Genomic DNA, 25,386 nt, shown 5'->3' on the forward strand with positions numbered 1-25,386 from the left:
ATCTTAAATCAGCTTCTTTTTGATTTTTAAAAGAGAAGTAAAAAATAAAAAAGTAAGTATTTTCTGAAAATTGTTGAAAACAGTTAAAAAAGTATGGATATAACTATTGAAGTGAGTGTATTATAGATACATACAAATGTATAATTATAAAATAAATTAGAAAAGTGTTTATTGGTTTTCACCTTTTTTTTGAATGAAGTCAATAAAGGCTAAAGAGGGGAGAGGGGAAACGCATGGCCGTCACGATAAAAGATGTGGCACAACTGGCGAATGTTGCTCCTTCAACAGTTTCTCGAGTGATTGCTAATAATCCTCGGATAAGTGAAAAAACAAAGGTACGAGTTCGTAAGGCAATGGAAAAGTTAGGATATCATCCAAACTTCATTGCTCGTAGTCTTGCTAATCAATCAACTAGGATCATTGGATTGGTGTTACCAAGTTCGTCAAACGTTTTTTATCAAAATCCATTTTTTCCGGCTATCCTCCAGGGTCTTAGTGAAGGGGCTCAGGAAGAGCATTACTCTCTGTTACTAAGCACGGGGAAAACAGAGGAGGAAGTCTACGAAGGAGTCGTGAATATGGTTCAAGGGGGAATGGTGGATGGAATTATCCTTATGTATTCAAGGATGAATGATCACATTCTAACCTATTTACAAGCAAGGGATTTTCCATTTGTTGTCATTGGGAAACCCTATGATTTTATTGAGGAGATAACGTATGTTGATAACGATAATGTCTTGGCTGCCGAACAGGCAACTGACTATCTCATTCAATTAGGCCATGAAAGGATTGGATTCATTGGAGGAGATGTAACTTTTGTGATGACCCTCGATCGATTATTAGGATATGAACGTGCATTAAAAAGGGCTGGTATCGTTCCAAGAAGGGAATATACTATACATGAGGATTTTTTACATGAAGGTGGACTAGCAGCAGCGAAAAGATTACTATCGATTGACGAGCCACCAACCGCTCTTATCGTCAGTGATGATCTTATGGCACTAGGAGTCGTACATTCTCTTCGAGCGATGGGCGTACGGACTCCTGAGGAAATGTCAATTGTCAGCTTTAATAATGTTCTTTTCTCTGAGCTATCGCTACCTGCCCTAACTTCTGTAGATATTAACATTTTCGATTTAGGATATCAGGCCGCTAAAAGCATCATTCAAAAATTACAGAATGGTGATACTCCGGCAGGGTCCATTATTCCCCATCATTTTGTGGAAAGACATTCTTGCAGACCAATAAAGCAAGGAGCGATGGCTATGACTTATTAAACAAAAAGAGCATTGTGTAAAAGCAATGTTCTTTTATTAAAATTGTACACTGAAGCTTTTGAATGTATGGACACCGGTTCCGTGTTTGGCTAGTTTGTTCTCTTTAAGGTACTGAACGGCTTCCAGGACTTCATCAAAAATCTTTGGTTCGAGACCGAGTTGGTTATGTCCTCCGTAGATTTTGGAAACTCCTTTGATCTTAGCAATTTTTTTCAATGAATTAACAAGGTCTACTGGGTCTGTTGAGGGATAAAAGGCGTAAATTGGAGTCTCGGCATAAAGTAAATCACCGGTAAATAAATATCCTGTTTTATAATCTAAGATTGAGATGTGTCCCGGGGAATGCCCCGGTGTGTGAAAAATACGTAAGATCCGGTTTCCTATATCAATAGTATCCCCATCTGAAAGGAGCTTATCAGGATGCCCTTGGTATGGCTTGTATGTAAAAGGATCAAATAATTCTGGGACGGGTATGGTGATATCGCGAGACATATCCTTTCTTATTTGTTTCAATGACAATCCTTTAATTCCGTTAATCAGCCAGTCGGCATCATCATTATGAACATAAATAGTATCAAAATCACCGTGACTCCCAATATGATCTGCATGCACATGTGTCGTCAAGACGATAATAGGAAGATCTGTTAACTGGTCTGTTATCCGTTTAATCGTATCTATGCCTAACCCTGTATCAATTAACGCAGCTTGGTTCTCTCCCAGCAGTAAAAAAGAATGTACCTTCTCCCAATGACCATATTCACTGATCGCAAACGTTTTCGAGTCTAATTCTTGAACGGTAAACCATGGATCCACAATGTACGTCAAATAAAATCACTCCTCACTTAGACTTAGATTTCTATATGTTCAGTCAAAATCCTTCGTAAATAATGAAAAAAACAGTGGTTTTCATATACGAAAACCACTGCTTTTGAAGTTTATTTCATTATCCGTTTACAACGGTACCACCGTTAACATGGATAACTTGTCCACTGACATAGGATGAATCATCGCTTGCCAGATATACATAGGCAGGTGCTAATTCTTCTGGCTGGCCAGCGCGGCCCATAGGTGTATTTTGACCGAATTTGGCAACATCTACTTCCCCGAATGAGGCAGGAATAAGTGGAGTCCAGATTGGACCTGGAGCAACACCATTAACTCTGATTCCATCTTTTGAAATAGAATTCGAAAGTGCTCTTGTGAATGCTAAAATTGCGCCTTTAGTTGATGAGTAATCGATTAATTTTGGATTACCTTGATAGGCTGTGATAGAGGTTGTATTAATAATGCTGCTTCCTTTTTTGAGATGTTTCAACGCAGCTTTTGTTAAGTGGAACATCGAGAAGATATTAGTACGGAACGTTTTTTCTAATTGTTCAGCTGAAATATCAAGAATGCTTGTCTGAACGTGTTGTTCACCTGCGTTGTTGACTAGAATATCCAAACCGCCGAACTCATCGATAGTTTTTTTAACGACATCCTGACAAAAGGCTTCATCACCAATATCTCCGGAAATGAGTAAACATTTCTGTCCCTCTTTTTCGACCAATTCTTTTGTTGTTTTAGCATCCTGATGTTCATCCAAGTATGCAATTGCAACATTAGCTCCTTCTTTTGCGTAATAGATAGCGACGGATTTACCTATTCCGCTATCTCCGCCAGTTATGATTGCGGTTTTCCCTTTTAATTTGCCGCTTCCTTTATATTCAGATTTAACCGACTTGGGGTTCGGATTCATTTTTGTTTCCACACCAGGCTGATGCTGTTGATGTTGCGGTGGAAATCCTTGTTTATTTTGGTTTTGACTAGTCATTAAAACCCCTCCTGTTTAATTATCTACACTATTTCTATTCCTTGCTTTTGGAATATGAAAACATGGTAAAAATAACTAATAAAATAAATCTGGCGTAAAATCCCCATTACTTTAACTTAAAACAATAGATTAAATCATTTTTTATATAAGACCTGTAGAAAGCCTAGAAGAAGGGCATAATGTCTAAGTAAAAAGTATATGAGATTCTTCGGATATAAGGGAACATGAATAGCATTTACATATTCCATTAAGGTGATTCATTCGAAAAAAGGACTGAGAGCGTCCTAGAACATAAAAAGAGACCCACCCATAGTGGGTGAGCCTCTAATATTAGCGGTAATTTAAAAATTGTACGTCAATGGATAGGTCAGCGCCTCGGATAGCAGATATAATACCTTGTAGATCATCCCTGTTTTTTCCAGTTACACGGATTTGGTCATCTTGTATTTGACTTTTCACTTTAAGTCCGCTGTTTTTAATGATGGTATTGATTTTTTTCGCTTGTTCCTTATCGATGCCTTGAATGAGTTTAGCCCGTTGGCGAACAGTACCACCAGAAGCGCCTTCTAATTTTCCGTAATCCAGGTTCTTAATAGGTACGTCACGTTTAATGAGCTTACTAATTAAAACATCCTTTAATTGATCGAGTTTATACTCATCGTCAGATACTAAAACTAAGTCTTCTTTATCAATGGTAATGCTACTTAAGCTTCCTTTAAAATCATACCGGGTCTGAATTTCTTTCATTGCCATAGTCACTGCATTTGTTACTTCTGAAAAGTCTACTTTGGATACAATATCAAATGAATTTTCCTTTGCCATCACTTACCTCCAGCAGGGTTTATTTCCTTTATTATAGAGAAAGTAGGATAGGAAGACAACCATATAGGCTGTATATGTATATATCGACAACTTCATATAAAAAAGCAGGGGACAGCCCCCTGCCTCATTTATGGTCTGTTTTCTTCGAATAAGAGTGCTTACCTGCTTCGAGGTTTTCCTGATAAGTGATATTTCTTTCAGTATTTATAGCTTGGTTATCTTTTGGCTTTTTATTGTTATCAGTTGTTTTTGACATAATAAAACTCCCTTTCATAATCATGATCAATATATATTGTTCACAATTATGAAAGAGAGTATGTATGTTTATGATTTCACAGGGGTATCGTTTAAGAAGAAGAGAGCAATTGTTCCAGGACCGGCATGTGCACCAATTACGGAACCTATTGAATGAATCATGAACTCAGTTGTCCCAAATTCATGTTGTATGGCGTCCTTCCACTCCAATGCGGTTTCTGCATCGTCACCATGACTGATAGCAATCGTTTGGGTTGTCAAATTTTTGCCTCGTTCATGCATTAATTCGATAACTCGTTTAATCAATTTCTTTTTACCGCGTATCTTTTCAAGTGGAACCAGCTTTCCTTCTTCAACATGCAATAACGGTTTAATGTTTAATAATCCGCCAACAAGGGCAGATGTTTTGGATATACGTCCGCCACGAGCTAAGTATTCAAGATTATCTACTGTGAATAGATGCTCCATATGATGAGTGCGGAATTCGATGTCAGCTAAAATCTCTTCTTTAGAGGCGCCGCTTGCTGCTAGTTCGGCTGCCTTTTTTACGATTAACCCGACTCCCATTGACGCACATTTCGTATTGACGATTTCAATGTCCAGGTCAGGGTATTCATCTTTTACCTGATTATGAATCATTACAGCTGTTTGATAAGTTCCTGATAACTCAGAGGAAAATGCAATATAGATACCTTGTCTTTTCTCCTTAGCAAACTGTGTGAAAAGTTCTATAAAGTATTCCGGAGAAGCTTGCGATGTTTTTGGAGCTTTTCCGTCAATCATCGCTTGATAGACTTCATGAGAATTAATAGTAAGTAGGTCTTCATAATTCTCCCCATCAAGATGAACTTGTAAAGGGATTAATGATACATTGTTTTCCTTATAGAAAGACAATGGCAAATCACATGCACTATCTGCAAGAATTGTGATAGCCATAATACACCTGCTTTCTTTTTACAATTTTTAGTAAATGAGTTTTGCTCTTTTTTAGTGTAGCACGTCACGGCAAAATTTCAATCTCTTCATAAATAGAATAAATAATTAAGGGTAAAAAGATAATAGAATTAGGGTGAAATGGAGGTTTTTAGGATGTATAGAAGTGAAATAAGGAAAATTCTCATAGTAATAGTTGGTGCATTTTTGAATGCCATCGCGATGAACTTTTTTTTAATCCCGGCTAACGTATATGCGAGTGGATTTACTGGGGTGGCACAGCTCCTATCAAGGATGATTGGGTCTTTTGCACCTTTTAATATATCGACCGGGATTTTATTGCTTTTATTAAATATCCCAGTAACCATCATTGCTTGGAGAAAAGTTGGAAAGTCCTTTACCTTTTATAGCTTTCTCAGTGTTATCTTAATGTCTCTTTTCATGGAAATCATTCCAATTACCCGCTGGTCACCGGACATATTATTGAACGCGGTGTTTGGCGGAGTTATAGCTGCAGTAGGAGTTGGGATTACCTTGAAATTCGGGGCATCAACAGGCGGGATGGATATTATCGCGATGCTTCTGTCACGGAAGAAAGATAAGCCTGTGGGTACTTATTTATTTCTGTTAAATGGCGTGATTATTGTAACGGCAGGCGCTGTATATGGACCGGAAAAAGCATTATATACACTTGTTACGCTTTACACATCAACCCGTGTGGTGGACGCGATACATACACGTCATGAAAAGCTTACAGCTATGATTATTACAAAGAAAAGCGAAGAACTTAAACAGGCAATTCATGCTAAGTTAGTTCGCGGTATTACAAGGATACCTGCAAAAGGAGCATTTACAAACGAAAGTAAGGAAATGCTGTTGATAGTCATTACAAGGTATGAACTGTATGATCTGGAACGGATCATTAAAGAAGTTGATCCACATGCTTTTACCAATATCATCGAAACTTCTGGAATTGTTGGTACTTTCCGAAGGGAATAAGAATATTAACAAAAAGTTTAAGGCCATTACACTTCTATGACAAATGGAGTTAGGGCGGTGTTTTACGTTTATTGCCAGTACAAATCGGCTAATTTTAATAATGTAGCGCCAATATTAAATCTTAATGAGGAGTGATAGTAATGGCTAACAAAGAAAAAATGAGTAGAGAAGAAGCAGGACGTAAAGGCGGCGAAGCCACCTCGAAAAATCACGATAGAGATTTTTACCAGGAGATTGGACAAAAAGGCGGCGAAGCTACATCGGACAACCATGATAAAGAATTTTATCAAGAGATTGGACAAAAGGGAGGAGAGGCTACTTCCGATTCTCATGGAAAGGATTTTTATAAAGAAATCGGTGAAAAAGGTGGAAAAGCACGAAACAATTACTAATAAAATAAGTAAAAGCCTCCAGAATCCTGGAGGCTTTTACTTATTTTGGATGGTTTTCCAGTTCCTCTTGAAGTTCGCGTAATTGTTCTTTTTCAGCCTCATTCGTATTGGCAAAAGCCGATGAAAGAGCATTTTTAGCGATTTCCTCAGTTTTTTGCTGGTCACCATCATGCTCAGAGTGGAGAGCTTCTTCAACAAATTCTCTAGCTTTCTGGAATAATTTGTTTCCCATTAGAAGCCACCATAGCTTTGTTCTGACATAATTCTCAATCTGTCTTTTTCAGCTTCTGCAAACGTAGTGTGATAAGGGATTCTTTCGGCATGCTTGGCAACACTTTGTTTGCCTTGCTGTACAAATCGTCTGCTTTTACCCATGCTTATCTCCTCCGATTCTGAGCGTTTGACAACATAACAGGAAGCTGTTGTCCATATTAGTTTGGCTTCAAAAAGAGATTTTATAAAGGTAAAAAATGGCGGATTAGGATTTGGATTTCAAGTTGAATTTTTCCTCAAGAAATACTGCTATGCCATCTTCTTCATTTGTCAGTGTCATTGTATTTGCGACAGTTTTAACTGGGGAAATAGCATTTCCCATTGCGACACCAGTTCCAGCGTAATCAAGCATTTCCAAGTCATTATCTTCATCACCGAAAGCGATAATTCTATCTTTTGGGATGTCTAGATAGTTGGAAACACGTTGCAGACCAACCGCTTTACTTAATCCGCTCTTAATAATTTCGATGATATGAAATGGTTCTGCCCAGCGGCGATGATCAACTAATTCTGCATGAACATCAGATAAATGCTGGCGGATCTGGCCGACATGTTGACTATCTGTATGAATGAGCATCGATGTGGGTGAATCCTCAAGGAAATTACGTAAGTCACCCGTCTTCATTATCGGATTTCCTACATTGAACATGTCCATCAACTTTTCATCATGATAATGGACATATACCTCATCACGAACTTCAGCAATTATGTTGTGATATTCAAATTGATCACAAGCTTCTACAATATCTTTCGCAACACTAATATCCAGTGGTGAATGGTATACCCCCCAGCTTGTCTGTAATGGGTGATGCACGAAAGCACCATTGAAATTAACGATTGGTGTAGTCAATCCCAATTCCCGGTAATAAAGTTCACTTGAGCGAAAAGGACGCCCAGTAGCGATCATAACCTCGTGCCCATTTTCTTTTAGTTTTAGGAGTGTTTGTTTAGTCCTAGGAGAAATTGTTTTATTATCAGTAAGTAAAGTACCATCAAGATCCAATACGATTAAATGTTTCTCATTCATGTACACACCTTCTGTTCTTTTTGATTTCATTATATGCATATATTGTTAAGACTATTTTAAAGTAATTGTAAATCTTTTTCATTCTTTATGCATTCCTGTATGATATTACTATATGAAGGATTATAATATTTAAAGCATAGTACATGACTGGGAATCAGCAAAGGGACATCGAAAGATTTGTTGAGAAAGCTTCTGAAGCTTCTTTAATGAAAAAACCGACAGTATTTAAATATTCGGAGGGATTATCTTGATAATAATTGAAAAAGAAAAGATTGGACATATTCCTGTTTTACACTTAAGTGAGCAGTCGGCTTTCAATCAAGAACTGCCGCTTATTATTTTTATACATGGTTTTCAAAGTGCAAAAGAACACAATCTTCATTATGCTTATTTAATGGCTGAAAAGGGTTTTCGTGTGCTTCTTCCTGATGTAATTTATCATGGGGAGAGGGAAGTTGGATATAGTGATTCGCAATTGATGCCCCGTTTTTGGGAAATGGTATTACAGACCATCAAGGATTTAGCTTTGATTAAGGATGATTTATTAGCCAGAAAATTAATTGACTCTAAAAGAATTGGTGTAGCGGGTACCTCAATGGGAGGTATTGTGACCAACGGAGCTCTGGCGGCCTATGATTGGATTACAGTTGGAGTTAGCTTAATGGGTAATCCGTCCTATGTAGCGTATGCGGAGCTTCAAATAGAGGAGATTAAGAAAAGGAAAGTGAATTTCCCAATCACGGATGAGGAAGTAAATAAAGTGATTGAAAAGCTCAAACCATTTGACTTAAGCCTCAATCAAGACAAGCTTTCAAACAGACCGCTTCTATTTTGGCATGGTGCTAAAGATCCTGTTGTACCATATCAACATGCATATCGCTTTTATGAAGGAGTAAAAGCGGGTTATAATGAAGCACATGAAAAAATTGATTTTATCCTCGATCAGAAGGCTGGGCATAAGGTAAGTAGAGAAGGTGTGCTTCGGACTGCGGAATGGTTCGAGAAACATTTACGACCAGCTGTGCAAAAAGCTTAAGCACACATGGGAAATCTGGTATGATTCTATTAAGGACATTGTGTAAAGTCTGAATCGGACATTTATTGCCGCAACCGACTATAAACCGATTATTACAAATCGGGGAGTATTATTCATAAAAGGAGTGATTGAAGTGGATCAAGATACAAAAGACATTATTTTTGGAGCTTTAGAGCAGGTCATTGACCCGGAGCTTGGAATAGATATCGTGAATTTAGGCTTGGTGTATGATGTGGATATGGATGATGCAGGACTAACGACAGTAACGATGACATTGACTGCCATGGGTTGTCCGCTAGCTGGAACGATTGTCGATCAAGTGAAACTAGTGCTGGAAGATATTCCAGAAGTTAAAGAAACAGACGTGAAGATTGTGTGGAGTCCGCCATGGTCTAGGGATCGCATGTCCAGATATGCCAAAATCGCGTTAGGAATTAAATAATTAACAGGTAATAATTATAAAGCCAGTCAAAAAACAGTGAACCATTGTTATGGAGATACTTTTTATTGGTCTGGCTTTTTCTAATACGTCCGGTTAGGGGTGGAAAATTGAACCGTCATATAAAGGATTCATTAGACAGGCCATTAAGGGATTTAAGAATTTCTGTCATTGATCGTTGCAACTTCCGCTGTCAGTATTGTATGCCGGCTGAAATTTTCCACGAAGATTTTCAGTTCCTTCCTAAAAGTGAGCTTTTATCTTATGAAGAAATCGTAAGGATTTCTAAAATATTTGCAAGCTTAGGGGTTAAAAAACTAAGATTGACAGGCGGGGAACCGTTGCTGCGAAAAAATCTTTCTACGCTCATTTCCGAACTTGTTTCAATTGAAGGAATAGAAGATATTGGATTGACTACGAATGGTGTGTTTTTGAAAAAACACGCGGCAGATTTAAAGGCAGCTGGATTACAGCGGGTAAATATCAGCTTAGACAGCCTCGATGATGTGCTTTTTAAGCAGATGAACGGAAGAAATATCGGGACAAAGCCGGTTATGGAGGGAATAGCTGCTGCAAAAGAAGCAGGGCTTGGTGTTAAGGTAAATATGGTTGTTAAAAAAGAAACCAATGAATCTCAAATCCTGCCGATGGCCCGTTTTTGCAAAGAAGAGGGTATTCAATTACGTTATATAGAATTCATGGATGTTGGGCATACAAATGGCTGGCAGTTGAAAAACGTCATTACGAAAAAAGAATTGCTCGAAATGCTGCAGGCTGAATTCGAGCTGGAACCGGTGGAAGAAGATTATTTTGGAGAAGTCGCGAAGCGCTTCCGCTATAAGGGGACGACTACCGAAGTAGGTTTCATAACATCCGTCTCTGAGTCTTTTTGTTCAAGCTGCACCCGTGCTCGTCTTTCTGCTAATGGCAGTTTATATACATGCCTATTTAATGGAAAAGGACATGACTTGAAGTCATTGCTTCGTTCAGAGATGTCAGATGAAGAATTGACTGACTTTATCATTTCACTTTGGAACCATAGAGACGACCGCTATTCAGATGAGCGGGCTGCCGGAACGAGAAAGAAACAGGAAAAAATAGAAATGTCATTTATTGGCGGCTAACTTTCAAAGAGCTCAGAAGAACAATGATTTATTTAACTATGTGAAATTATTGTGATTGAAGAGTCTATAGATAAGAAAATACGGGATGGCAACTATGCCATCCCGTATTTTCTTACGTATAGTTGGAAGGCCATGAATGCCTGTCTTGATTTGAATTAATTTAGCTTAAATGTATTTTTATACTAAATTTATACATTTTCATAATGCTATATCATAATAACTATCCATTTTTATTAAAGTAAAAATAAATCAAATGACCCAGTAAAGAAAGAGATGAGCAAGGACTTTAAAATGAATCTAATCCCTTACATATATATTTAAGGTACTGGTCAGTACATGAAGTATTCTCTGCTAATTATGGAGGGCGGGGGGTTATTCGATAGTACAGATTTCTATTGGGCAATTTTCACAGTCAATTTCCTGCTTTAAATACTCAAGGTTAAGTATCTTAATGCGTCCTTTTTTAATAGAAACTACATTGTTTTTTCTTAATTGAGAGAGCATTCGATTGACTACCTCACGGGATGTGCCGCAAAAATTAGCAAGCTCTTGGTTTGTAAAGGGAAGAGTGATGACTATACCGTCTTCAACTTCAGTACCATAGCTATTTGATAAGCGAATGAGAGTGGAGTAAAATGCGCCTTTCTTACCGTGCAGGAGCATATCGCGGAATTTAGCCTGATTTTTACGATTTTGAGCGGATAACCATGTCATCATTTCAACTGCAAGATGACTATCCGACGCGATTTTCTCTTCTAATAATTCTTTAGAAATAACCGCTACAACACCATCTTCTAACATTTTTGCATTCATCATATATTTAGGGTTCTGAGAAAAAAGGACAGTTTCTCCAACTAGGTCATTCTCTGAACAAATACGCATTGTCAATTCTCGACCGTCTGGAACAACCTTACTCACTTCAACTTTGCCTTTTAAAATGTAATACAAATCACTAGCAAGGGTGTTCTCCTGAAAAAGGAGGCACCCTTTTTCTATACGTTTAACATGATGTCTATTATCAAAAAATGCATGCATTCGATTAGATAACGTAAATTCGTTCATTTATTACAACCGCCTTTCAGATACCGTTATAACTCAGTTACTACCTTATTTGATTTAAACGGAAAAAACACTAGTAGTCAACAACTTTGGATAAAACTAGAAGTTTTCGCAGTGGAACTTGTTTTTAAAATTTAAGTTTAGAATTTTATAAAAATACATTTGATTTTATTTTTATTCAGTCTTATAATAATAGAATCAAAGAATTGCAGGGACTTAAAATCTAGGAGATGGTTTTTGTGAACGTATCAATAGTAGGCGCAACAGGGTATGGAGGAGTGGAATTGATAAGATTCCTGAATAATCATCCTCATTTGAAAATAAAATCACTGCATACGTCATCCCAATTTGGTCGAAGTTTATATGAAGAAAATGCACATTTAATGCATATGAAAGATAAATTAGAAGAAATTGACCCGGAAGCAATTGCAAAAAAATCTGATATTGTTTTTCTTGCTACTCCTTCGGGTGTTTCCTCACAATTAATTTCGGAATTTTCCGACCTTAATATTAAAGTAATCGATTTGTCAGGGGATCTTAGGCTTCAAACTCCAGGTGAATATGAACACTGGTATAAAAAAACAGCCGCGCCTCAGCATATTATTGAAAAAGCTGTATACGGATTGGCTGAATGGAATGCTGAAGAAATTAGAGAATCAACTATTATTGCGAATCCAGGATGTTACCCAACTGCTGCATTACTTGGTCTTGCTCCTTTATTCACAGAAGGATGGGCTACAGCCACAGATGTCATTATTGATGCTAAATCCGGAGTGTCCGGGGCAGGAAAATCACTTTCATCCGTTACACATTACAGTGAAATGAATGAAAACTTTAAAATATATAAAGTGAATCAGCATCAACACATACCGGAAATCGAACAACAGCTTGGAAGATGGTCATCAGATTTACAACCTATAACATTTAATACCCATCTTGTTCCTATGACTAGGGGTATCATGGCTACGATGTATATTAAGGTAAACCGGCAGACTTCAACAGCTGAACTAAGAGATTTGTATGAAACTGTTTATGAGGATCATCCATTTGTCCGGGTACAGCCGCTTGATCGATTCCCGTCTACGAAACAAGTGTATGGTTCCAACTTTTGTGATATAGGCGTCGCATATGATGAAAGAACAGGTAAGGTAACGATTGTTTCAGTTATTGATAATTTAGTAAAGGGTGCTGCAGGGCAGGCCATTCAAAATGCAAATATATTAATGGGGCTAGAGGAAACAGCAGGACTATGGAGCAGCCCACTATATCCGTAAAATTATTGGAGGTAAATAATGAATACACTACAGCCAGTTGAAGAAATCAAACAAATTCAAGAAGGAAACATCTTAATGCCTAAAGGGTTCAAAGCCTCAGGCGCTCATGCAGGGTTGCGCTACTCAAAAAAAGACATTGGAATTATTTATACAGAAACTGCAGCATCATCCGCTGCGGTTTATACACAAAATGTAGTTCAAGCGGCTCCAATCAATGTAACGAAGGATAGCATAGCAGTTACTGGAAAGCTTCATGGCATAGTAGTTAATAGTGCATGTGCGAATGCTTGTACTGGAGAGCAAGGGTTAAAGGATGCTATTGAAATGAGAAAGCTTGCTGCTCAAAAGTTCGGCTTGGAAGATCATTCATTTGCAGTTGCTTCAACTGGAGTTATTGGCGAATTTATGGAAATGGATAAAATTAAAAACGGCATAGATTTATTGGAGCCAACAGATACAGCTGAAGCTGCTGAAGACTTTGGTACTGCTATTTTAACAACGGATATAGTAACTAAAAGTTGCGGTTATGAAACATTCATTGATGGTAAATGCGTGAAAATGGGCGGAGCGGCGAAAGGGTCAGGGATGATTCATCCGAACATGGCTACAATGCTCGGTTTCATTACAACGGATGCTGTCATTGAACCGAATGATTTACAGGAAGCGTTATCTTCTATAACGAATGATACATTTAATCAAATAACTGTTGACGGTGATTGTTCGACGAATGACATGGTGCTGGTCCTAGCAAATGGAGCAGCAAGAAATGAACCTTTGACAAATACGCACCCAGAATGGTCTGTATTTTTGGAATTATTAAAACAGACTTCTGAAAATTTAGCTAAACAAATTGCGAAAGACGGAGAAGGCGCGACAAAATTAATTGAAGTGAATGTCCATGGCATGAATTCCAAACAAGATTCACAAATGATGGCGAAAACGATTGTTGGTTCAAATTTAGTGAAAACGGCTGCTTTTGGAGCGGATGCAAACTGGGGACGTATTATTGCTGCAATGGGTCGAAGCGGAGTAGGGTTCCAACCGGAACAAACAACGATTTCATTTGGTGAAATCATTGTACTGAAAGATGGCGAGCCTATACAGTTTTCTGAGGAAGATGCAAAGGCATACTTGGAAAATGAAAGTATTATCATTAATGTTTACTTGAAAGATGGTAATGAATCAGGAACGGCATGGGGCTGTGATTTAACCTATGATTATGTAAAAATAAACGGAAGTTATCGATCATAAGGGGTGTTGAAAAGAGTGAACATTTTAGTCATAAAGTGCGGCGGTAGTATTATTAACGAGTTATCAGAGTCGTTTTTTACAAGTGTTAAAGAGTTACAAAGCCGCGGTTACCAGATTGTCTTTGTTCATGGAGGCGGCCCTGATATCAATTCGATGCTTGAAAAATATGAAATTGAACCGGTCTTTGAAAATGGTTTAAGAAAAACGACCACTGAAGTATTGGAAGTTGTAGAACTGATGTTGGCAGGCAAATCTAATCGATGTCTCGTCCATAAATTGGAGGCACATGGTATTAAGGCTGTCGGTCTAAATGGTTCGGACGGCGGAATCCTGACTGGTGAGTATATTGATGAAAAGAAGCTAGGGGCTGTTGGTGAGATTCATCAAGTCGATACGGAATTACTTGGACTTCTATTTGAAAAAGGCTATTGCCCGGTATTGACTCCGATTTCGATTACAGAAGATGGAAATAAGTTAAATGTGAATGCGGATATGGCTGCAGGTTCTGTAGCGAAGGCACTCTCGGCTGAAATGTGCTTATTTGTCACAGACGTTAAAGGGGTCTTAAAGAATCAGCAGATTATCGAAAAACTGACTGAAACGGAGACACAGGCTTTAATTACAGATGGCAGTATCTATGGCGGTATGATTCCGAAAGTTAACACAGCATTGTCGGTGTTGAATAAAGGAGTTGAGAAAGTGATGATTGTAAGCGGCAAGGATCACTTCTATGAAAACGGGCAATTTATCGGAACGAAATTTCTACAGGAAGAAGGGGTATTTTAATGAGTTCTTTATTTCCTACATATGCAAGGTGGAACATTGAACCGGAAACAGCGAATGGGATGAAACTTATCAGTACAACAGGTAAGGAGTATCTTGATTTTACATCGGGAATCGGAGTTTTAAACCTTGGCCATAGTCATGAAAAGGTGAAAAAGGCTGTTACGGAGCAACTTAATAAATACTGGCATGTATCGAATATGTTTCAAAGTTCTTTACAGGAACGGGCAGCAAAAATGCTAGTAGATGCCTCAGGATTAGGTCAAGTTTTCTTTGCCAACAGCGGCGCTGAAGCAAATGAGGCAGCTATCAAACTTGCTCGTAAAGCTACAGGAAAAAGTAAAATTGTCACATGTCTGCAGTCATTCCACGGCCGTACATTTGCAACGATGGCAGCAACGGGACAGGAAAAAATCAAGATTGGTTTCGGGCCGATGCTAGCTTCGTTTGAATATGTGCCATTCAATGACAACGATGCTTTAGAAACTGCAGTAGATGAGGATACGGCAGCGGTAATGATCGAAGTAGTTCAAGGAGAGGGCGGCATTCATGTTGTTCAGCAATCGTATTTGGACGCAATTCAAGCTCAATGTAAAAAATACGGATCACTTCTTATTATCGATGAAATACAAACGGGAATTGGCCGTACAGGCAAACCATTTGCATTTCAGCATTTTAATATCCAACCAGATATCATTACTTCGGCCAAGGGGCTAGGAAATGGTCTACCTATCGGGGCGATGATTGGCAAAGAAACGTTGTCAGAATTCTTTAGTGCTGGAAGCCATGGATCCACTTTTGGCGGTAATCCGGTAAGTGTTGCAGCAGCAGAAGCTGTTTTAAAAGAAATTTTCCAATTGGGATTCTTAAAAGAAGTCGTGGAAAAAGCTGAATACCTTGAATGTGAATTGACAAAGGCATTAAAGGATTCAGAAGAAGTCAAAGAAATTCGTGGACTTGGGATGATGGTCGGGATCGAATGCAAACAAGATGTTCAGTCGTTTTTAATGGAGCTTCAAGAAGATGGCCTACTCGTATTAAGTGCAGGACCTAATGTTCTTCGTTTACTTCCACCTCTGACAGCGACTAAATCAGAGATTGATACTGCAATTAAGAAAATAAAAAAAGTATTAGCAATAAAACAAACAATCTAAATTTAATGAATTTTTATAGAATAAAATGAATAATTATGCTATTCTATATATAAATATACGTCATCTACAGAGGTGAAGAACATGAAAAACTATCTACATTTAGAGAATGGTTCCGTCTTTGAAGGGGAACTGTTGACTAAATCAATTAAAAAAGCAATCACTGGAGAGATTGTCTTTTTTACAGGAATGACCGGATATCAAGAAGTATTGACAGATCCTTCATATAAGGACCAAATTGTCATTTTCACATATCCTTTAATCGGAAATTATGGAATTAATGAAAATGATTTCGAAAGTAAGAAGCCGCATGTTGCCGGTGTTATTGTATATGAAGGAAATATGAGCCATTCTCATTATCAAGCTAAATATTCCATTGCTGAATATTTAGACAAATGGAACATCCCTCTTTTGAGTCATGTGGATACGCGAGCGGTAGTTAAAAATATACGACAAGAAGGCTCCATGCAGGCAGCCATCACAGCAGAAACTGCATTCACATTCGAATCCAGTTTGAATGATTTAGAAGCGCACGTAGCCGCAGTTTCTACTAAAGAGATTGAAAGCTTCGGGAAAGGTTCCAAACACGTTGTAATGATGGATTTTGGTTATAAAAAATCCATATTAAATTCATTGCTTGAACAGGGGTGCCGAGTTTCAGTCGTTCCCTTTGATACTAAATTCGAACATATCAAGGACTTGAATCCGGATGGTATTTTGCTTTCAAATGGGCCTGGGGATCCAAAACAGCTTGAATATCTATTGGAAAATATTAAGAAAATCATTACGAATTTTCCTACAATGGGCATCTGCCTAGGTCATCAATTAACGGCCCTTGCTTTTGGGGGAAATACAAAAAAAATGCTGTTTGGACATCGCGGTGCGAATCAGCCCGTGGTCGATTTGAAAACGAAAAAGGTGTATATGAGTTCTCAAAATCATAGCTATGAAGTGGATGAGCCAAGCTTACAAGGAACATCACTTCAAGTTCGCTTCCGGAATGTGAATGATAGTACCGTTGAGGGACTTATGCATAAAGATTTACCGATATTTACGACTCAATACCACCCTGAAGCGAATCCAGGACCGATAGAAAGCTCACTATTGTTTAACGACTTTTTACAAATGATAAATGAATATAGCGGGAGAGAAAAAGCATATGCCTAAGGACAACACGATACAGACTATTTTAGTAATTGGTTCAGGGCCGATTGTAATAGGGCAGGCTGCTGAATTCGATTATGCAGGTACACAGGCCTGCCTCGCTTTAAAAGAGGAAGGATATAAAGTCATCCTGGTTAACAACAATCCGGCAACGATTATGACGGATGATATGAACGCGGATGCTGTCTATTTCGAACCTTTAACAGTAGATGTACTGGAAAAAATCATTGCTAAAGAAAAGCCGGATGGCCTGCTTGCTACATTAGGGGGGCAAACTGGATTGAATCTTGCTTATCAATTGGATGATGCAGGAGTGCTTGAAAAATATAATGTCAAACTATTAGGAACACCAATAGACTCCATCAAAAAAGGAGAAGATCGTGAACTGTTTCGTGAACTAATGTTTGAAATTGATGAACCTGTTCCTGACAGTACAATTGTCCATACTTTAGAAGAGGCGCAAGCTTTCGCCGACAAAATTGGTTTCCCCATAATCGTTCGTCCTGCCTATACACTTGGAGGTACTGGCGGAGGGATTGCTGAGACCATGGAGACATTCAAGGAACTTGTACGAGGCGGACTTCAAGAAAGCCCGATTACACAGTGCTTGATTGAAAGAAGTATAGCAGGGTATAAAGAAGTCGAATATGAGGTTATGCGCGATGGAAACAATACATGCATTACCATCTGTAATATGGAAAATATCGATCCTGTCGGTATTCATACAGGTGATTCCATTGTTGTAGCTCCATCTCAGACCTTATCTGATGATGAGTTTCAAATGTTACGTGCGGCCTCTATAAAAATTATCTCTGCTTTAGGTATCATTGGCGGCTGTAACATTCAATTTGCACTTGATCCGAATAGCAAACAGTACTATTTAATAGAAGTAAATCCACGTGTTAGCCGTTCATCGGCATTAGCATCCAAAGCAACCGGTTATCCGATTGCACGCATCGCTGCAAAACTTGCTATCGGCTATCATTTATCTGAACTTATCAATCCTGTAACGAAGAGTACTTATTCAAGCTTCGAACCTGCTCTTGATTATGTAGCAGTAAAATTTCCACGGTGGCCATTCGATAAATTCACGACTGCCCACCGCAAATTAGGAACTCAGATGAAGGCGACAGGCGAAGTTATGGCATTACACCGTAGCTTTGAAGGTGGAGTCCAAAAAGCTATCGATTCATTAGAATTAAAAACGAATGGACTGCAACTTTTATCATTAAAAGATAAAACTGTTCCAGAACTTTGGGAAAAGCTCGCTGAAAAATCTGACGAACGCATTTTTGTCATTTTTGAAATGCTTCGTAAAGGTGTGACAGTTGAAGAAATCCATAAAGCAACCATCATTGATTATTTCTTCCTTCAATCTTTTGCTTCGCTGATCGAGAAAGAAAATGAAATCACTGCTAAGACAATCGATTTGGTCACCAAAGAAGAACTGCAGCTGTACAAGGAAAAGGGCTTCTCTGACCGTTATCTTGCCTCCGTATGGAAAGTAAGTGAAATCGAAGTGAGAGCACACCGTAAATCACTAGGCATTACCGCCGTTTACAAAACGGTTGATACATGTGCAGCTGAATTTGAATCACATACGAATTATCATTATTCAACATATTTTGGAGAGAACGAGCAGAAAAAAACAGATAAAAAGAAAGTATTGATGATTGGCAGTGGCCCAATCCGAATCGGACAGGGAATTGAATTCGATTACTGTTCCGTTCATGGTGTTTATGCACTTCAGGATGAAAATGTTGAAACGATCATGATTAATAATAACCCAGAAACGGTAAGTACGGATTTCGCAACAGCAGATCGTCTTTATTTCGAGCCATTAACCTTGGAATATGTACTGAATGTTATAGAAGCGGAAGATATTGAGGATGTAATTGTCCAATTTGGCGGACAGACAGCCATAAATCTGGCAAAGGGACTGGAAGATTACGGAATTAATTTATTGGGTACCTCATTTGATACGCTTGACCAACTAGAAGATCGCGATCGCTTTTATCAGCTTCTGCAAAAGCTGGAGATTCCACATGTGCCGGGTTCGATGGCCAATAGTGCAGAGCAATTAATTGAGTGTGCTGAGGCGATTGGCTTCCCAGTTCTATTACGCCCATCTTATGTAATTGGTGGTCAGGGGATGGAAATTATCCGGTCGAAGAAAAGCTTACTGAATAGAATTGAAAATGGAACGGCACTTGTATTTCCTGTGTTAATCGATTCTTATATTCCAGGTAAAGAAGCGGAAATCGATTTGATTGCGGATGGCAATGAGATTTATATTCCAATTATTGCTGAACATGTAGAAAAAGCAGGCGTCCATTCGGGAGATAGCATGGCATTACTACCAGCTCAATCCTTATCAGAGGATATCAAAAATAAAATGACTATTTTTGCACAAAAGTTAGTAGTAGAGCTTGGTTATAAAGGTCTTATGAACATCCAATTTGTGATTGAAGGCAATGACGTATATGTTTTGGAAGTAAACCCGCGTGCTAGCCGGACGATTCCAATCATCAGTAAAATCACTAATGTTTCTTTAGTACAGATTGCGACAAAAATATTGCTTGGGAAATACTCGTTGTCGAATGTGTTCGAAAAAACAGGGTTAATGGAAGAAATTCCGTATTCAGTTGTAAAATATCCAGTATTCTCAACGTTTGCACTAAGCGGACTTGATTCAAAAGTAGGGCCGGAAATGAAATCAACTGGTGAAGGCATCGCTATCGGAAAAACGATGACAGAAGCATTAACAAAAGTATTTCATGCTCAAAAGGCTAAACATACTTCAGGTGTGTATCAATCCGAATCAGTCCAATTAAGTGAAGAATTGCTTGTACTAATCAATGAAGCTGGGTTGACATTGACGGATTCCGATTTTGACAAATGGCTTAATGAAGGAAATGCAGCTGTTGTTTTAGCTTATGGAACTACAGAAGAAGATAAGAAGCTAAGATTATTGGCTGCAAAATATCGACTTCTAGCATTTACAGAAGAAGAGACTTTTAAAGCCTATCTTCAATCGTTAGAAAATGCTGATCCAGGCGTTACCGCGCTGCAGGAATGGATTGTAACATATTCGAAAGGAGTGTCACACGTATGAGTTCACTAACGGCACCGACACAAGCGAAGATTTTAAACGGGAAGGATTTTTTGACCATGAAGGAGTCTACACCCACGGCCATTGCAGATCTGTTAAAGCTAGCGCAGACCATTAAAGCCAAATTACAAGCGGGCGAGGAATATACGCCTTTAAAAGGGAAAACGCTGGGGATGATTTTTGAAAAATCCTCCACCCGTACCCGCGTGTCTTTTGAAGTGGGCATGATGCAGCTTGGCGGGCACGCTTTGTTCTTAAGTGGTAATGATTTGCAAATCGGACGTGGAGAATCTATTTCCGATACGGCCAAAGTCCTTTCCGAATATATTGATGGCATCATGATTCGTACCTTCGAGCATGAAAAAATTATGGAATTGTCTGAAAATGCTTCTATTCCAGTCATCAATGGGCTAACAGATCTTGCCCATCCTTGCCAGGTGATGGCGGATTTCTTGACAATTATAGAGTTAAAAGGACAATTAAAAGGCTTGAAAATGAGCTACATCGGTGATGGTAACAATGTGGCACAATCATTGATGGTTGGCTGTGCAAAAATGGGTATGGATTTTTCTATTGGATGCCCAGATAACTATAAACCTGATGTAGATGTTGTCGCCTATGCTCAAAAAGTGGCAAAGGAAAATGGATGTGAAATTGTTGTGACGAATTCAGCAGTTGAAGCTATTAAGGATGCAGATATCGTCTATTCTGATGTATGGACCTCTATGGGGCAGGAAATCGAAAATAGTATCCGTTTAGAGGCGTTTAAGGATTATCAAATCAATAGTGAACTTGTAAAGTATGCAAAGGATAATTATATATTTATGCATTGCTTGCCTGCACACAGAGAAGAAGAGGTAACCGCTGAAGTCATCGATGGACCGAATTCCGTCGTTTTCCACCAAGCTGGAAATCGTCTTCATGCTCAAAAGGCGGTTCTTGTGGATTTAATGTCTTAAAAAAAAGCGTCTACTCTAAAGAGCAGACGCTTTTTTTTTATCAATACGATTTATTTCCCATGGACTAATTTCCTTTTTGCCCTGAATTTTTCAGACATGAAAGAAGTGAACCCGGTAATAATAAAATGGAAAGCATGTAAAGGGGTGAAATCTATGGGGCAAAATCGTCAATTTAAGCCAGGTCAGAAGGCACCTAATAATGGGGCTTACGTAGAAATCGGTGAAACGGGTAGCACGGTATTAAATCCGAAAAAGGTAAAGCTAGAAGCAGGAGATACTTTTCCTGAAACTTCAAATCATAACAGGATATGGACCTATCAGCGAAAGCCATAATAAAATAAAAAGCAGGAAAAGGGACAATTCACTTCCTTTTCCTGCTTTTTTTATGGGAAATAACCTATCCTATTCTTCAGAATAACCGAAAATATTCGAGATTTCTAAAAAACTCTTTCTTAAATATTGGCTTAAGGGATCTTCATAATGATCCGGTATACTTTCAGTGAAGCCAACAGCAGTAATCGCTCCCAATAATTCTGCATTATAATTAAAAATCGGAATGGACATGGAAGAAACAGAAGGTACTAAAGGCTCTTTTGCAAAAGCAATTTTGTATTTCTGTATCGCTTGATATTCCTTAGTTCCTCTAAGGAAGGCCGCGGAAACATTATTATCTTTTTCTATCCAGTCTGCCGTTATGGAAGAATCCTGGAATACAGTGAATACTTTGCCGGAAGAAGAAGATGGGGGAAGGCGCGTGCCTAGCTGGGCCCCAATATTTAAGTTTTGATTGGAATTCCATATCTTTGCTGTGATTGGTCCATCGTATGTCCAAACGGAAAATAACACTGTGCAGGAGGTATGATGGCTGATTTCCTGTAAATAAGGAGTAATTCGGCTTGTGACGTCCTCATTCCCTATAGCTGCCATACCATATTGAATTAGTTTGCTCCCGAGGGAATACATACCAGTTGTCTTATCGCGATATAGTAACTCGAGTTGGGTCAAAGTATTTAAATACTTATAAAGGTTACTTTTAGTTATTTCTGTAGATTCTTGAATATCAGAGAATCTTAAAGGATTTCTTTGTGAAGCGAGTAAATCAATAATGCTCATCCCGATTTGCAAGGATTGAATGGTTGAACCAGATTTTACGATTTCCATATGACAATCTCCCTAATCTGTTTTAATTTAGGTCTAGTATATCAGAGTATGTAAAGTTTAAATGAAAATAAATAAAAAGTATGCTCCATAACGTCCGCATAAACACATCTGTTAAATATACTTCTAGTTTTCGATAAGTCTAGTCATATTTGTATTTGTTAAATTTGCTACTAAAAGCTTCATAATGATGTTGATAATATCATTTTCATAAAAATTTTTGCAATACTTCCTTGACAATTTTCCGAAAATTAAGTTATCATGTATATAAATAGTGAACTAAGTTATCTATAAGTGAAAAAATAAAAATTGATGCGAGGTATAGTTACCATTTGTCCTCTAGTTTGTAAAAGGACATTCTTTTTATAAACAATGCCTTGTTTCAAACAAAGATAGGTGCATCAATAAAACTAAAAGACAGCTTTTAAAAAATAATGATAAATAAAGGAGAATGAAAAATGAAATTAGTAACTTTTAGCCGTGAAGGATTTACACGTATTGGCGCAATTTATCCAAATAAAGAGATTGTAGACCTAAACTATGCTTATCAAGCACTTCTTGAAAGTGAAGGGAAACTTCGCAGTGAACAAATCGCTGAAGCTTATGTACCTTCAACTATGGAAGCATTTCTACAGGGTGGGAATGAAAGCCTTTCCATCGCAAGAAAAGCTGCGGATTATGCATTGAATAATCGCGATTCATTCAAACGTACTCTGGTACATGCTGTTGAAAACGTAAAACTTGAGGCACCTGTCCAAAAGCCAGGGAAAATTATTTGCGTAGGACATAACTACCGTGAACACATTGCAGAAATGGGTCGCGAACTGCCTCCATTCCCGGTCGTGTTTGCCAAATTCGCTAATACAGTAATTGGACCTCAAGATGATATTCCGTTTTTCCCCATTTCAGAACAACTAGATTATGAAGCAGAATTTGCTTTTGTAGTGGGCCAACGGGCACGCAATGTTTCTCAAGATGATGCACTTGATTATGTAGCAGGTTATACAATTGCGAATGACGTCACGTATCGTGATATTCAACGCCGTACACTTGAATGGCTTCAAGGGAAAACAGTCGAAGGCAGTGCACCAATGGGACCTTGGCTAGTTACATCAGATGAGTTATCTGATCCTTCTGGATTAAATGTCCGCTTAACTGTAAATGGTGAAGAACGCCAAAAAACGAATACATCTAACTTCGTATTCGATGTGAAATATTTAGTTGAATTTTTATCGAACTTAATGACTCTTGAACCAGGTGACATCGTCCTAACTGGAACGCCGGGTGGAGTAGGAGTAGCCCGCGATCCACAAGTGTTCTTAAAAGATGGTGACGTTGTCAAAATCGAAATCGACAAAATCGGTTATCTCGAAAACCGTGTGAAACGTGCTGGGGAGGGAAAATAAGAATGGCTTATCAGTCAATCGGTACATCGATCAAATCGTTTCAACAATCAATCGATCACATTCTTGAGACAACAGCTAACCTTTCAGAGAAAACAATCCGTTGCAACCCGACAGAGGAAGAGTGGTCAATCATGCAGATCCTTTCTCATATAGCGGAAGCCATTCCTTACTGGCTAGGTGAAGTGGAAACGGTAGTAGCCACTCCGGGCTCAAAATGGGGACGTGGATTGCAAGATCCAGCTCGACTAGCAGCGGTTACTGATACGGAAAAACTATCAGTTGATGAAGTTTTAAAACAAGTGGATGAACTGAAATATAAAGTTGAGAGTGGCCTCGGGAAATTAGATGAAGAAACACTATCTAAAGAATCACCGCACCGGAACTTTGCCAAATTCGGTAACAAACCTGTTTCTTATATCGTAGATCATTTCATCGATGACCATGTTTCAGGGCACTATGACCAAATTAAGCGAAATCTTTCTAAAATTAAGTGATAAAAAATGAAAAAAGAAAGTAGGGAGTAATGTGGCTGAAAAATCAGATTACATGAACAGTTCAATTGTAAAAGATTTTACAAGGGATATTCAGCAGTACAATCTTGGACCCCTATGGGAAGCTATTCCGGCTCTAATGGATCATGAACCTAAACCACATGCCCATGCTTATTTGTGGAAAGAAGAGCTTCTGACAAAAAAGTTGATGGAGGCAGCTGAAATCTTCACACCTGATCGCGGCGGTGAGCGCAGAGCCATTTATTTTCAAAACCCTGGCCTAACTTACCGCCAGCCTTGGGGCTGGGCTTCAACAACCCAAACGCTTTATGCAGCGGTTCAACTATTGTTGCCAGGTGAAGTAGCTCCTTCTCATCGTCACTCTCAAAGTGCTCTTCGGTTTATTACGAATGGTGAAGGTGCCTACACAATTGTTCAAGGAGAAAGAATCTTCATGGAAGAAGGAGATTTCTTGATCACACCTAAAAATCTTTGGCATGGACATGGTCATGTTGGAGATAAACCGATGATTTGGATGGACGCTCTTGATATCCCTACTATCTATTCTATTGGCGGTACTTTCTTTGAACCATATCCAGACCGTATTGAAACGCCGAAACGTCCGGATAATTTTTCGGAACTTCGTTATCAAGGAGGAATGGTTCGTCCGGTATCCGATCGTTATTCACAAGTAGCTCCGCTTGCAAACTACAAGTGGAAAGGCACGAAAGCAGCGATTGAAGGGTTAATGAACTTTGAACCAGATCCATATGAAGGCTTTGCCGTTGAATATATCAACCCATCTAATGGACAAACGGCTAATCCGACGATGGGAGCTTGGATGCAGAAGCTTTCAAGAGGTTTCCATTCTAAAGCACATCGCCATACTCATTCAACAATCTATCAGGTGCACGAGGGTTCCGGCTATACGGTTATTAACGGAGTACGGTTTGATTGGTCTAAGGGTGACTACTTTGTAGTTCCAAACTGGGCTTGGCATGAGCACGTTGCAGAAGTGGATTCTTACTTATTCTCGGTAAACGATCTTCCAATTATGGAGCGATTTGATTTAGAACAACAGCAGGTACTTGATATAAACAATGGTTTCCAAAAAGTTGAAAGTGAATTTAAGGCTGTATTAGTATAAAAAAAATCAGGTTGGAGCTTCCAGCCTGATAGTCATTGATA

The 25,386-nt window shown here is 38.6% G+C and carries 26 protein-coding genes and 1 pseudogene; 17 read left to right on the forward strand and 10 right to left on the reverse strand.

Going from position 1 to position 25,386, the window contains the following annotated elements; translation table 11 throughout:
• Positions 1-233 precede the first annotated feature (233 nt).
• Complete coding sequence (locus AKG34_RS04430) at positions 234-1,277, forward strand: LacI family DNA-binding transcriptional regulator (protein WP_053344963.1); 1,044 nt, start codon at positions 234-236, stop codon at positions 1,275-1,277.
• Positions 1,278-1,313: 36 nt separating this feature from the next.
• Here the strand turns inward: AKG34_RS04430 and AKG34_RS04435 are convergent, their stop codons facing one another.
• The 5 genes from AKG34_RS04435 to AKG34_RS04450 all read right to left on the reverse strand — a co-directional run bounded on the left by AKG34_RS04435 (position 1,314) and on the right by AKG34_RS04450 (position 5,103).
• Positions 1,314-2,102, reverse strand: a complete 789-nt coding sequence (locus tag AKG34_RS04435; protein WP_053344964.1) for an MBL fold metallo-hydrolase — start codon at positions 2,100-2,102, stop codon at positions 1,314-1,316.
• 118 nt (positions 2,103-2,220) lie between these two features.
• Positions 2,221-3,090, reverse strand: a complete 870-nt coding sequence (locus tag AKG34_RS04440; RefSeq protein WP_053344965.1) for an SDR family oxidoreductase — start codon at positions 3,088-3,090, stop codon at positions 2,221-2,223.
• 330 nt (positions 3,091-3,420) lie between these two features.
• Positions 3,421-3,912 (reverse strand): YajQ family cyclic di-GMP-binding protein, encoded by a 492-nt coding sequence (locus AKG34_RS04445; RefSeq protein ID WP_053344966.1) that lies wholly within the window; start codon positions 3,910-3,912, stop codon positions 3,421-3,423.
• A 124-nt stretch (positions 3,913-4,036) separates the two neighbouring features.
• Entirely contained in the window at positions 4,037-4,168 is a 132-nt protein-coding gene (locus tag AKG34_RS27395; protein WP_152952240.1) for a DUF3941 domain-containing protein, read from the reverse strand.
• A gap of 68 nt (positions 4,169-4,236) precedes the next feature.
• Entirely contained in the window at positions 4,237-5,103 is an 867-nt protein-coding gene (locus AKG34_RS04450) for a DegV family protein (RefSeq protein WP_053344967.1), read from the reverse strand.
• A gap of 153 nt (positions 5,104-5,256) precedes the next feature.
• Here AKG34_RS04450 and AKG34_RS04455 point away from each other — a divergent pair, with 153 nt between their 5' ends.
• Together AKG34_RS04455 and AKG34_RS04460 are read left to right on the forward strand one after the other, a co-directional pair.
• Positions 5,257-6,099, forward strand: coding sequence for a YitT family protein (locus AKG34_RS04455; RefSeq protein WP_053344968.1), 843 nt, complete (start codon positions 5,257-5,259; stop codon positions 6,097-6,099).
• A 140-nt stretch (positions 6,100-6,239) separates the two neighbouring features.
• A pseudogene (locus AKG34_RS04460) lies at positions 6,240-6,485 on the forward strand (KGG domain-containing protein); the annotation flags it as partial.
• A gap of 46 nt (positions 6,486-6,531) precedes the next feature.
• On the opposite strand, the gene AKG34_RS04465 reads toward AKG34_RS04460, so the two are convergent.
• From AKG34_RS04465 to AKG34_RS04470, 3 genes are all read right to left on the reverse strand, one after another.
• Entirely contained in the window at positions 6,532-6,723 is a 192-nt protein-coding gene (locus AKG34_RS04465; protein ID WP_053344970.1) for a DUF3813 domain-containing protein, read from the reverse strand.
• Positions 6,723-6,866 (reverse strand): hypothetical protein, encoded by a 144-nt coding sequence (locus AKG34_RS28220; RefSeq protein WP_169787511.1) that lies wholly within the window; start codon positions 6,864-6,866, stop codon positions 6,723-6,725. Before AKG34_RS28220 ends, AKG34_RS04465 begins: the two co-directional genes overlap by 1 nt.
• Before the next feature lie 103 nt (positions 6,867-6,969).
• The gene (locus AKG34_RS04470; RefSeq protein ID WP_152952241.1) at positions 6,970-7,821 is read right to left on the reverse strand and encodes a Cof-type HAD-IIB family hydrolase; all 852 of its coding nucleotides are present in this window, start codon (positions 7,819-7,821) and stop codon (positions 6,970-6,972) included.
• 217 nt (positions 7,822-8,038) lie between these two features.
• Here AKG34_RS04470 and AKG34_RS04475 point away from each other — a divergent pair, with 217 nt between their 5' ends.
• The 3 genes from AKG34_RS04475 to moaA all read left to right on the forward strand — a co-directional run bounded on the left by AKG34_RS04475 (position 8,039) and on the right by moaA (position 10,390).
• Positions 8,039-8,827, forward strand: a complete 789-nt coding sequence (locus AKG34_RS04475) for a prolyl oligopeptidase family serine peptidase (RefSeq protein ID WP_053344972.1) — start codon at positions 8,039-8,041, stop codon at positions 8,825-8,827.
• 133 nt (positions 8,828-8,960) lie between these two features.
• Complete coding sequence (locus tag AKG34_RS04480) at positions 8,961-9,269, forward strand: metal-sulfur cluster assembly factor (RefSeq protein WP_053344973.1); 309 nt, start codon at positions 8,961-8,963, stop codon at positions 9,267-9,269.
• 107 nt (positions 9,270-9,376) lie between these two features.
• Positions 9,377-10,390, forward strand: a complete 1,014-nt coding sequence (gene moaA, locus AKG34_RS04485; RefSeq protein WP_053347987.1) for a GTP 3',8-cyclase MoaA — start codon at positions 9,377-9,379, stop codon at positions 10,388-10,390.
• A gap of 372 nt (positions 10,391-10,762) precedes the next feature.
• Here the strand turns inward: moaA and AKG34_RS04490 are convergent, their stop codons facing one another.
• The gene (locus AKG34_RS04490; RefSeq protein WP_083450672.1) at positions 10,763-11,452 is read right to left on the reverse strand and encodes a Crp/Fnr family transcriptional regulator; all 690 of its coding nucleotides are present in this window, start codon (positions 11,450-11,452) and stop codon (positions 10,763-10,765) included.
• 236 nt (positions 11,453-11,688) lie between these two features.
• Between AKG34_RS04490 and argC the strand changes: the two genes are divergently transcribed.
• From argC to AKG34_RS04530, 8 genes are all read left to right on the forward strand, one after another.
• Positions 11,689-12,723, forward strand: a complete 1,035-nt coding sequence (argC, locus tag AKG34_RS04495; RefSeq protein ID WP_053344974.1) for an N-acetyl-gamma-glutamyl-phosphate reductase — start codon at positions 11,689-11,691, stop codon at positions 12,721-12,723.
• A gap of 18 nt (positions 12,724-12,741) precedes the next feature.
• The gene (argJ, locus tag AKG34_RS04500) at positions 12,742-13,974 is read left to right on the forward strand and encodes a bifunctional ornithine acetyltransferase/N-acetylglutamate synthase (RefSeq protein ID WP_053344975.1); all 1,233 of its coding nucleotides are present in this window, start codon (positions 12,742-12,744) and stop codon (positions 13,972-13,974) included.
• Between the two features lie 15 nt (positions 13,975-13,989).
• Positions 13,990-14,760 (forward strand): acetylglutamate kinase, encoded by a 771-nt coding sequence (argB, locus tag AKG34_RS04505; protein WP_053344976.1) that lies wholly within the window; start codon positions 13,990-13,992, stop codon positions 14,758-14,760.
• Complete coding sequence (locus AKG34_RS04510; protein ID WP_053344977.1) at positions 14,760-15,911, forward strand: acetylornithine transaminase; 1,152 nt, start codon at positions 14,760-14,762, stop codon at positions 15,909-15,911. Before argB ends, AKG34_RS04510 begins: the two co-directional genes overlap by 1 nt.
• 81 nt (positions 15,912-15,992) lie before the next feature.
• Positions 15,993-17,075, forward strand: a complete 1,083-nt coding sequence (locus tag AKG34_RS04515; protein WP_053344978.1) for a carbamoyl phosphate synthase small subunit — start codon at positions 15,993-15,995, stop codon at positions 17,073-17,075.
• The gene (locus AKG34_RS04520; RefSeq protein ID WP_053344979.1) at positions 17,068-20,187 is read left to right on the forward strand and encodes a carbamoyl-phosphate synthase (glutamine-hydrolyzing) large subunit; all 3,120 of its coding nucleotides are present in this window, start codon (positions 17,068-17,070) and stop codon (positions 20,185-20,187) included. Before AKG34_RS04515 ends, AKG34_RS04520 begins: the two co-directional genes overlap by 8 nt.
• Entirely contained in the window at positions 20,184-21,143 is a 960-nt protein-coding gene (gene argF / locus AKG34_RS04525) for an ornithine carbamoyltransferase (RefSeq protein WP_053344980.1), read from the forward strand. The genes AKG34_RS04520 and argF overlap by 4 nt, the downstream gene beginning before the upstream one ends.
• 153 nt (positions 21,144-21,296) lie before the next feature.
• A complete protein-coding gene (locus AKG34_RS04530) occupies positions 21,297-21,476 on the forward strand; it encodes a YjzC family protein (protein WP_053344981.1) in 180 nt (59 codons plus the stop codon).
• Positions 21,477-21,545: 69 nt separating this feature from the next.
• Here the strand turns inward: AKG34_RS04530 and AKG34_RS04535 are convergent, their stop codons facing one another.
• Entirely contained in the window at positions 21,546-22,304 is a 759-nt protein-coding gene (locus AKG34_RS04535; protein ID WP_053344982.1) for an IclR family transcriptional regulator, read from the reverse strand.
• A 455-nt stretch (positions 22,305-22,759) separates the two neighbouring features.
• Here AKG34_RS04535 and AKG34_RS04540 point away from each other — a divergent pair, with 455 nt between their 5' ends.
• The 3 genes from AKG34_RS04540 to AKG34_RS04550 are packed head-to-tail and all read left to right on the forward strand — an operon-like array spanning position 22,760 to position 25,345.
• Positions 22,760-23,707, forward strand: a complete 948-nt coding sequence (locus AKG34_RS04540; protein ID WP_053344983.1) for a fumarylacetoacetate hydrolase family protein — start codon at positions 22,760-22,762, stop codon at positions 23,705-23,707.
• Between the two features lie 2 nt (positions 23,708-23,709).
• Positions 23,710-24,201, forward strand: coding sequence for a DinB family protein (locus tag AKG34_RS04545; protein ID WP_053344984.1), 492 nt, complete (start codon positions 23,710-23,712; stop codon positions 24,199-24,201).
• Between the two features lie 31 nt (positions 24,202-24,232).
• A complete protein-coding gene (locus tag AKG34_RS04550; protein WP_053344985.1) occupies positions 24,233-25,345 on the forward strand; it encodes a cupin domain-containing protein in 1,113 nt (370 codons plus the stop codon).
• Positions 25,346-25,386 lie beyond the last annotated feature (41 nt).

This window comes from Peribacillus butanolivorans (assembly GCF_001273755.1).
GTDB classification, from domain to species: Bacteria; Bacillota; Bacilli; order Bacillales; family DSM-1321; genus Peribacillus; species Peribacillus butanolivorans.

What these genes read in the sequence shown, in the direction of transcription:
- AKG34_RS04530 (WP_053344981.1), top strand. Translation starts at nt 21,297, where the DNA reads ATGGGGCAAAATCGTCAATTTAAGCCAGGTCAGAAGGCACCTAATAAT.
- AKG34_RS04430 (WP_053344963.1), top strand. Translation starts at nt 234, where the DNA reads ATGGCCGTCACGATAAAAGATGTGGCACAACTGGCGAATGTTGCTCCT.
- AKG34_RS04445 (WP_053344966.1), bottom strand. Translation starts at nt 3,912, where the DNA reads ATGGCAAAGGAAAATTCATTTGATATTGTATCCAAAGTAGACTTTTCA.
- AKG34_RS04535 (WP_053344982.1), bottom strand. Translation starts at nt 22,304, where the DNA reads ATGGAAATCGTAAAATCTGGTTCAACCATTCAATCCTTGCAAATCGGG.
- AKG34_RS04470 (WP_152952241.1), bottom strand. Translation starts at nt 7,821, where the DNA reads ATGAAATCAAAAAGAACAGAAGGTGTGTACATGAATGAGAAACATTTA.
- AKG34_RS04490 (WP_083450672.1), bottom strand. Translation starts at nt 11,452, where the DNA reads ATGAACGAATTTACGTTATCTAATCGAATGCATGCATTTTTTGATAAT.
- AKG34_RS04455 (WP_053344968.1), top strand. Translation starts at nt 5,257, where the DNA reads ATGTATAGAAGTGAAATAAGGAAAATTCTCATAGTAATAGTTGGTGCA.
- AKG34_RS04465 (WP_053344970.1), bottom strand. Translation starts at nt 6,723, where the DNA reads ATGGGAAACAAATTATTCCAGAAAGCTAGAGAATTTGTTGAAGAAGCT.
- AKG34_RS04520 (WP_053344979.1), top strand. Translation starts at nt 17,068, where the DNA reads ATGCCTAAGGACAACACGATACAGACTATTTTAGTAATTGGTTCAGGG.
- AKG34_RS04510 (WP_053344977.1), top strand. Translation starts at nt 14,760, where the DNA reads ATGAGTTCTTTATTTCCTACATATGCAAGGTGGAACATTGAACCGGAA.
- AKG34_RS28220 (WP_169787511.1), bottom strand. Translation starts at nt 6,866, where the DNA reads ATGGGTAAAAGCAGACGATTTGTACAGCAAGGCAAACAAAGTGTTGCC.
- AKG34_RS27395 (WP_152952240.1), bottom strand. Translation starts at nt 4,168, where the DNA reads ATGTCAAAAACAACTGATAACAATAAAAAGCCAAAAGATAACCAAGCT.
- AKG34_RS04450 (WP_053344967.1), bottom strand. Translation starts at nt 5,103, where the DNA reads ATGGCTATCACAATTCTTGCAGATAGTGCATGTGATTTGCCATTGTCT.
- argF (WP_053344980.1), top strand. Translation starts at nt 20,184, where the DNA reads ATGAGTTCACTAACGGCACCGACACAAGCGAAGATTTTAAACGGGAAG.
- argJ (WP_053344975.1), top strand. Translation starts at nt 12,742, where the DNA reads ATGAATACACTACAGCCAGTTGAAGAAATCAAACAAATTCAAGAAGGA.
- AKG34_RS04515 (WP_053344978.1), top strand. Translation starts at nt 15,993, where the DNA reads ATGAAAAACTATCTACATTTAGAGAATGGTTCCGTCTTTGAAGGGGAA.
- AKG34_RS04545 (WP_053344984.1), top strand. Translation starts at nt 23,710, where the DNA reads ATGGCTTATCAGTCAATCGGTACATCGATCAAATCGTTTCAACAATCA.
- AKG34_RS04440 (WP_053344965.1), bottom strand. Translation starts at nt 3,090, where the DNA reads ATGACTAGTCAAAACCAAAATAAACAAGGATTTCCACCGCAACATCAA.
- AKG34_RS04540 (WP_053344983.1), top strand. Translation starts at nt 22,760, where the DNA reads ATGAAATTAGTAACTTTTAGCCGTGAAGGATTTACACGTATTGGCGCA.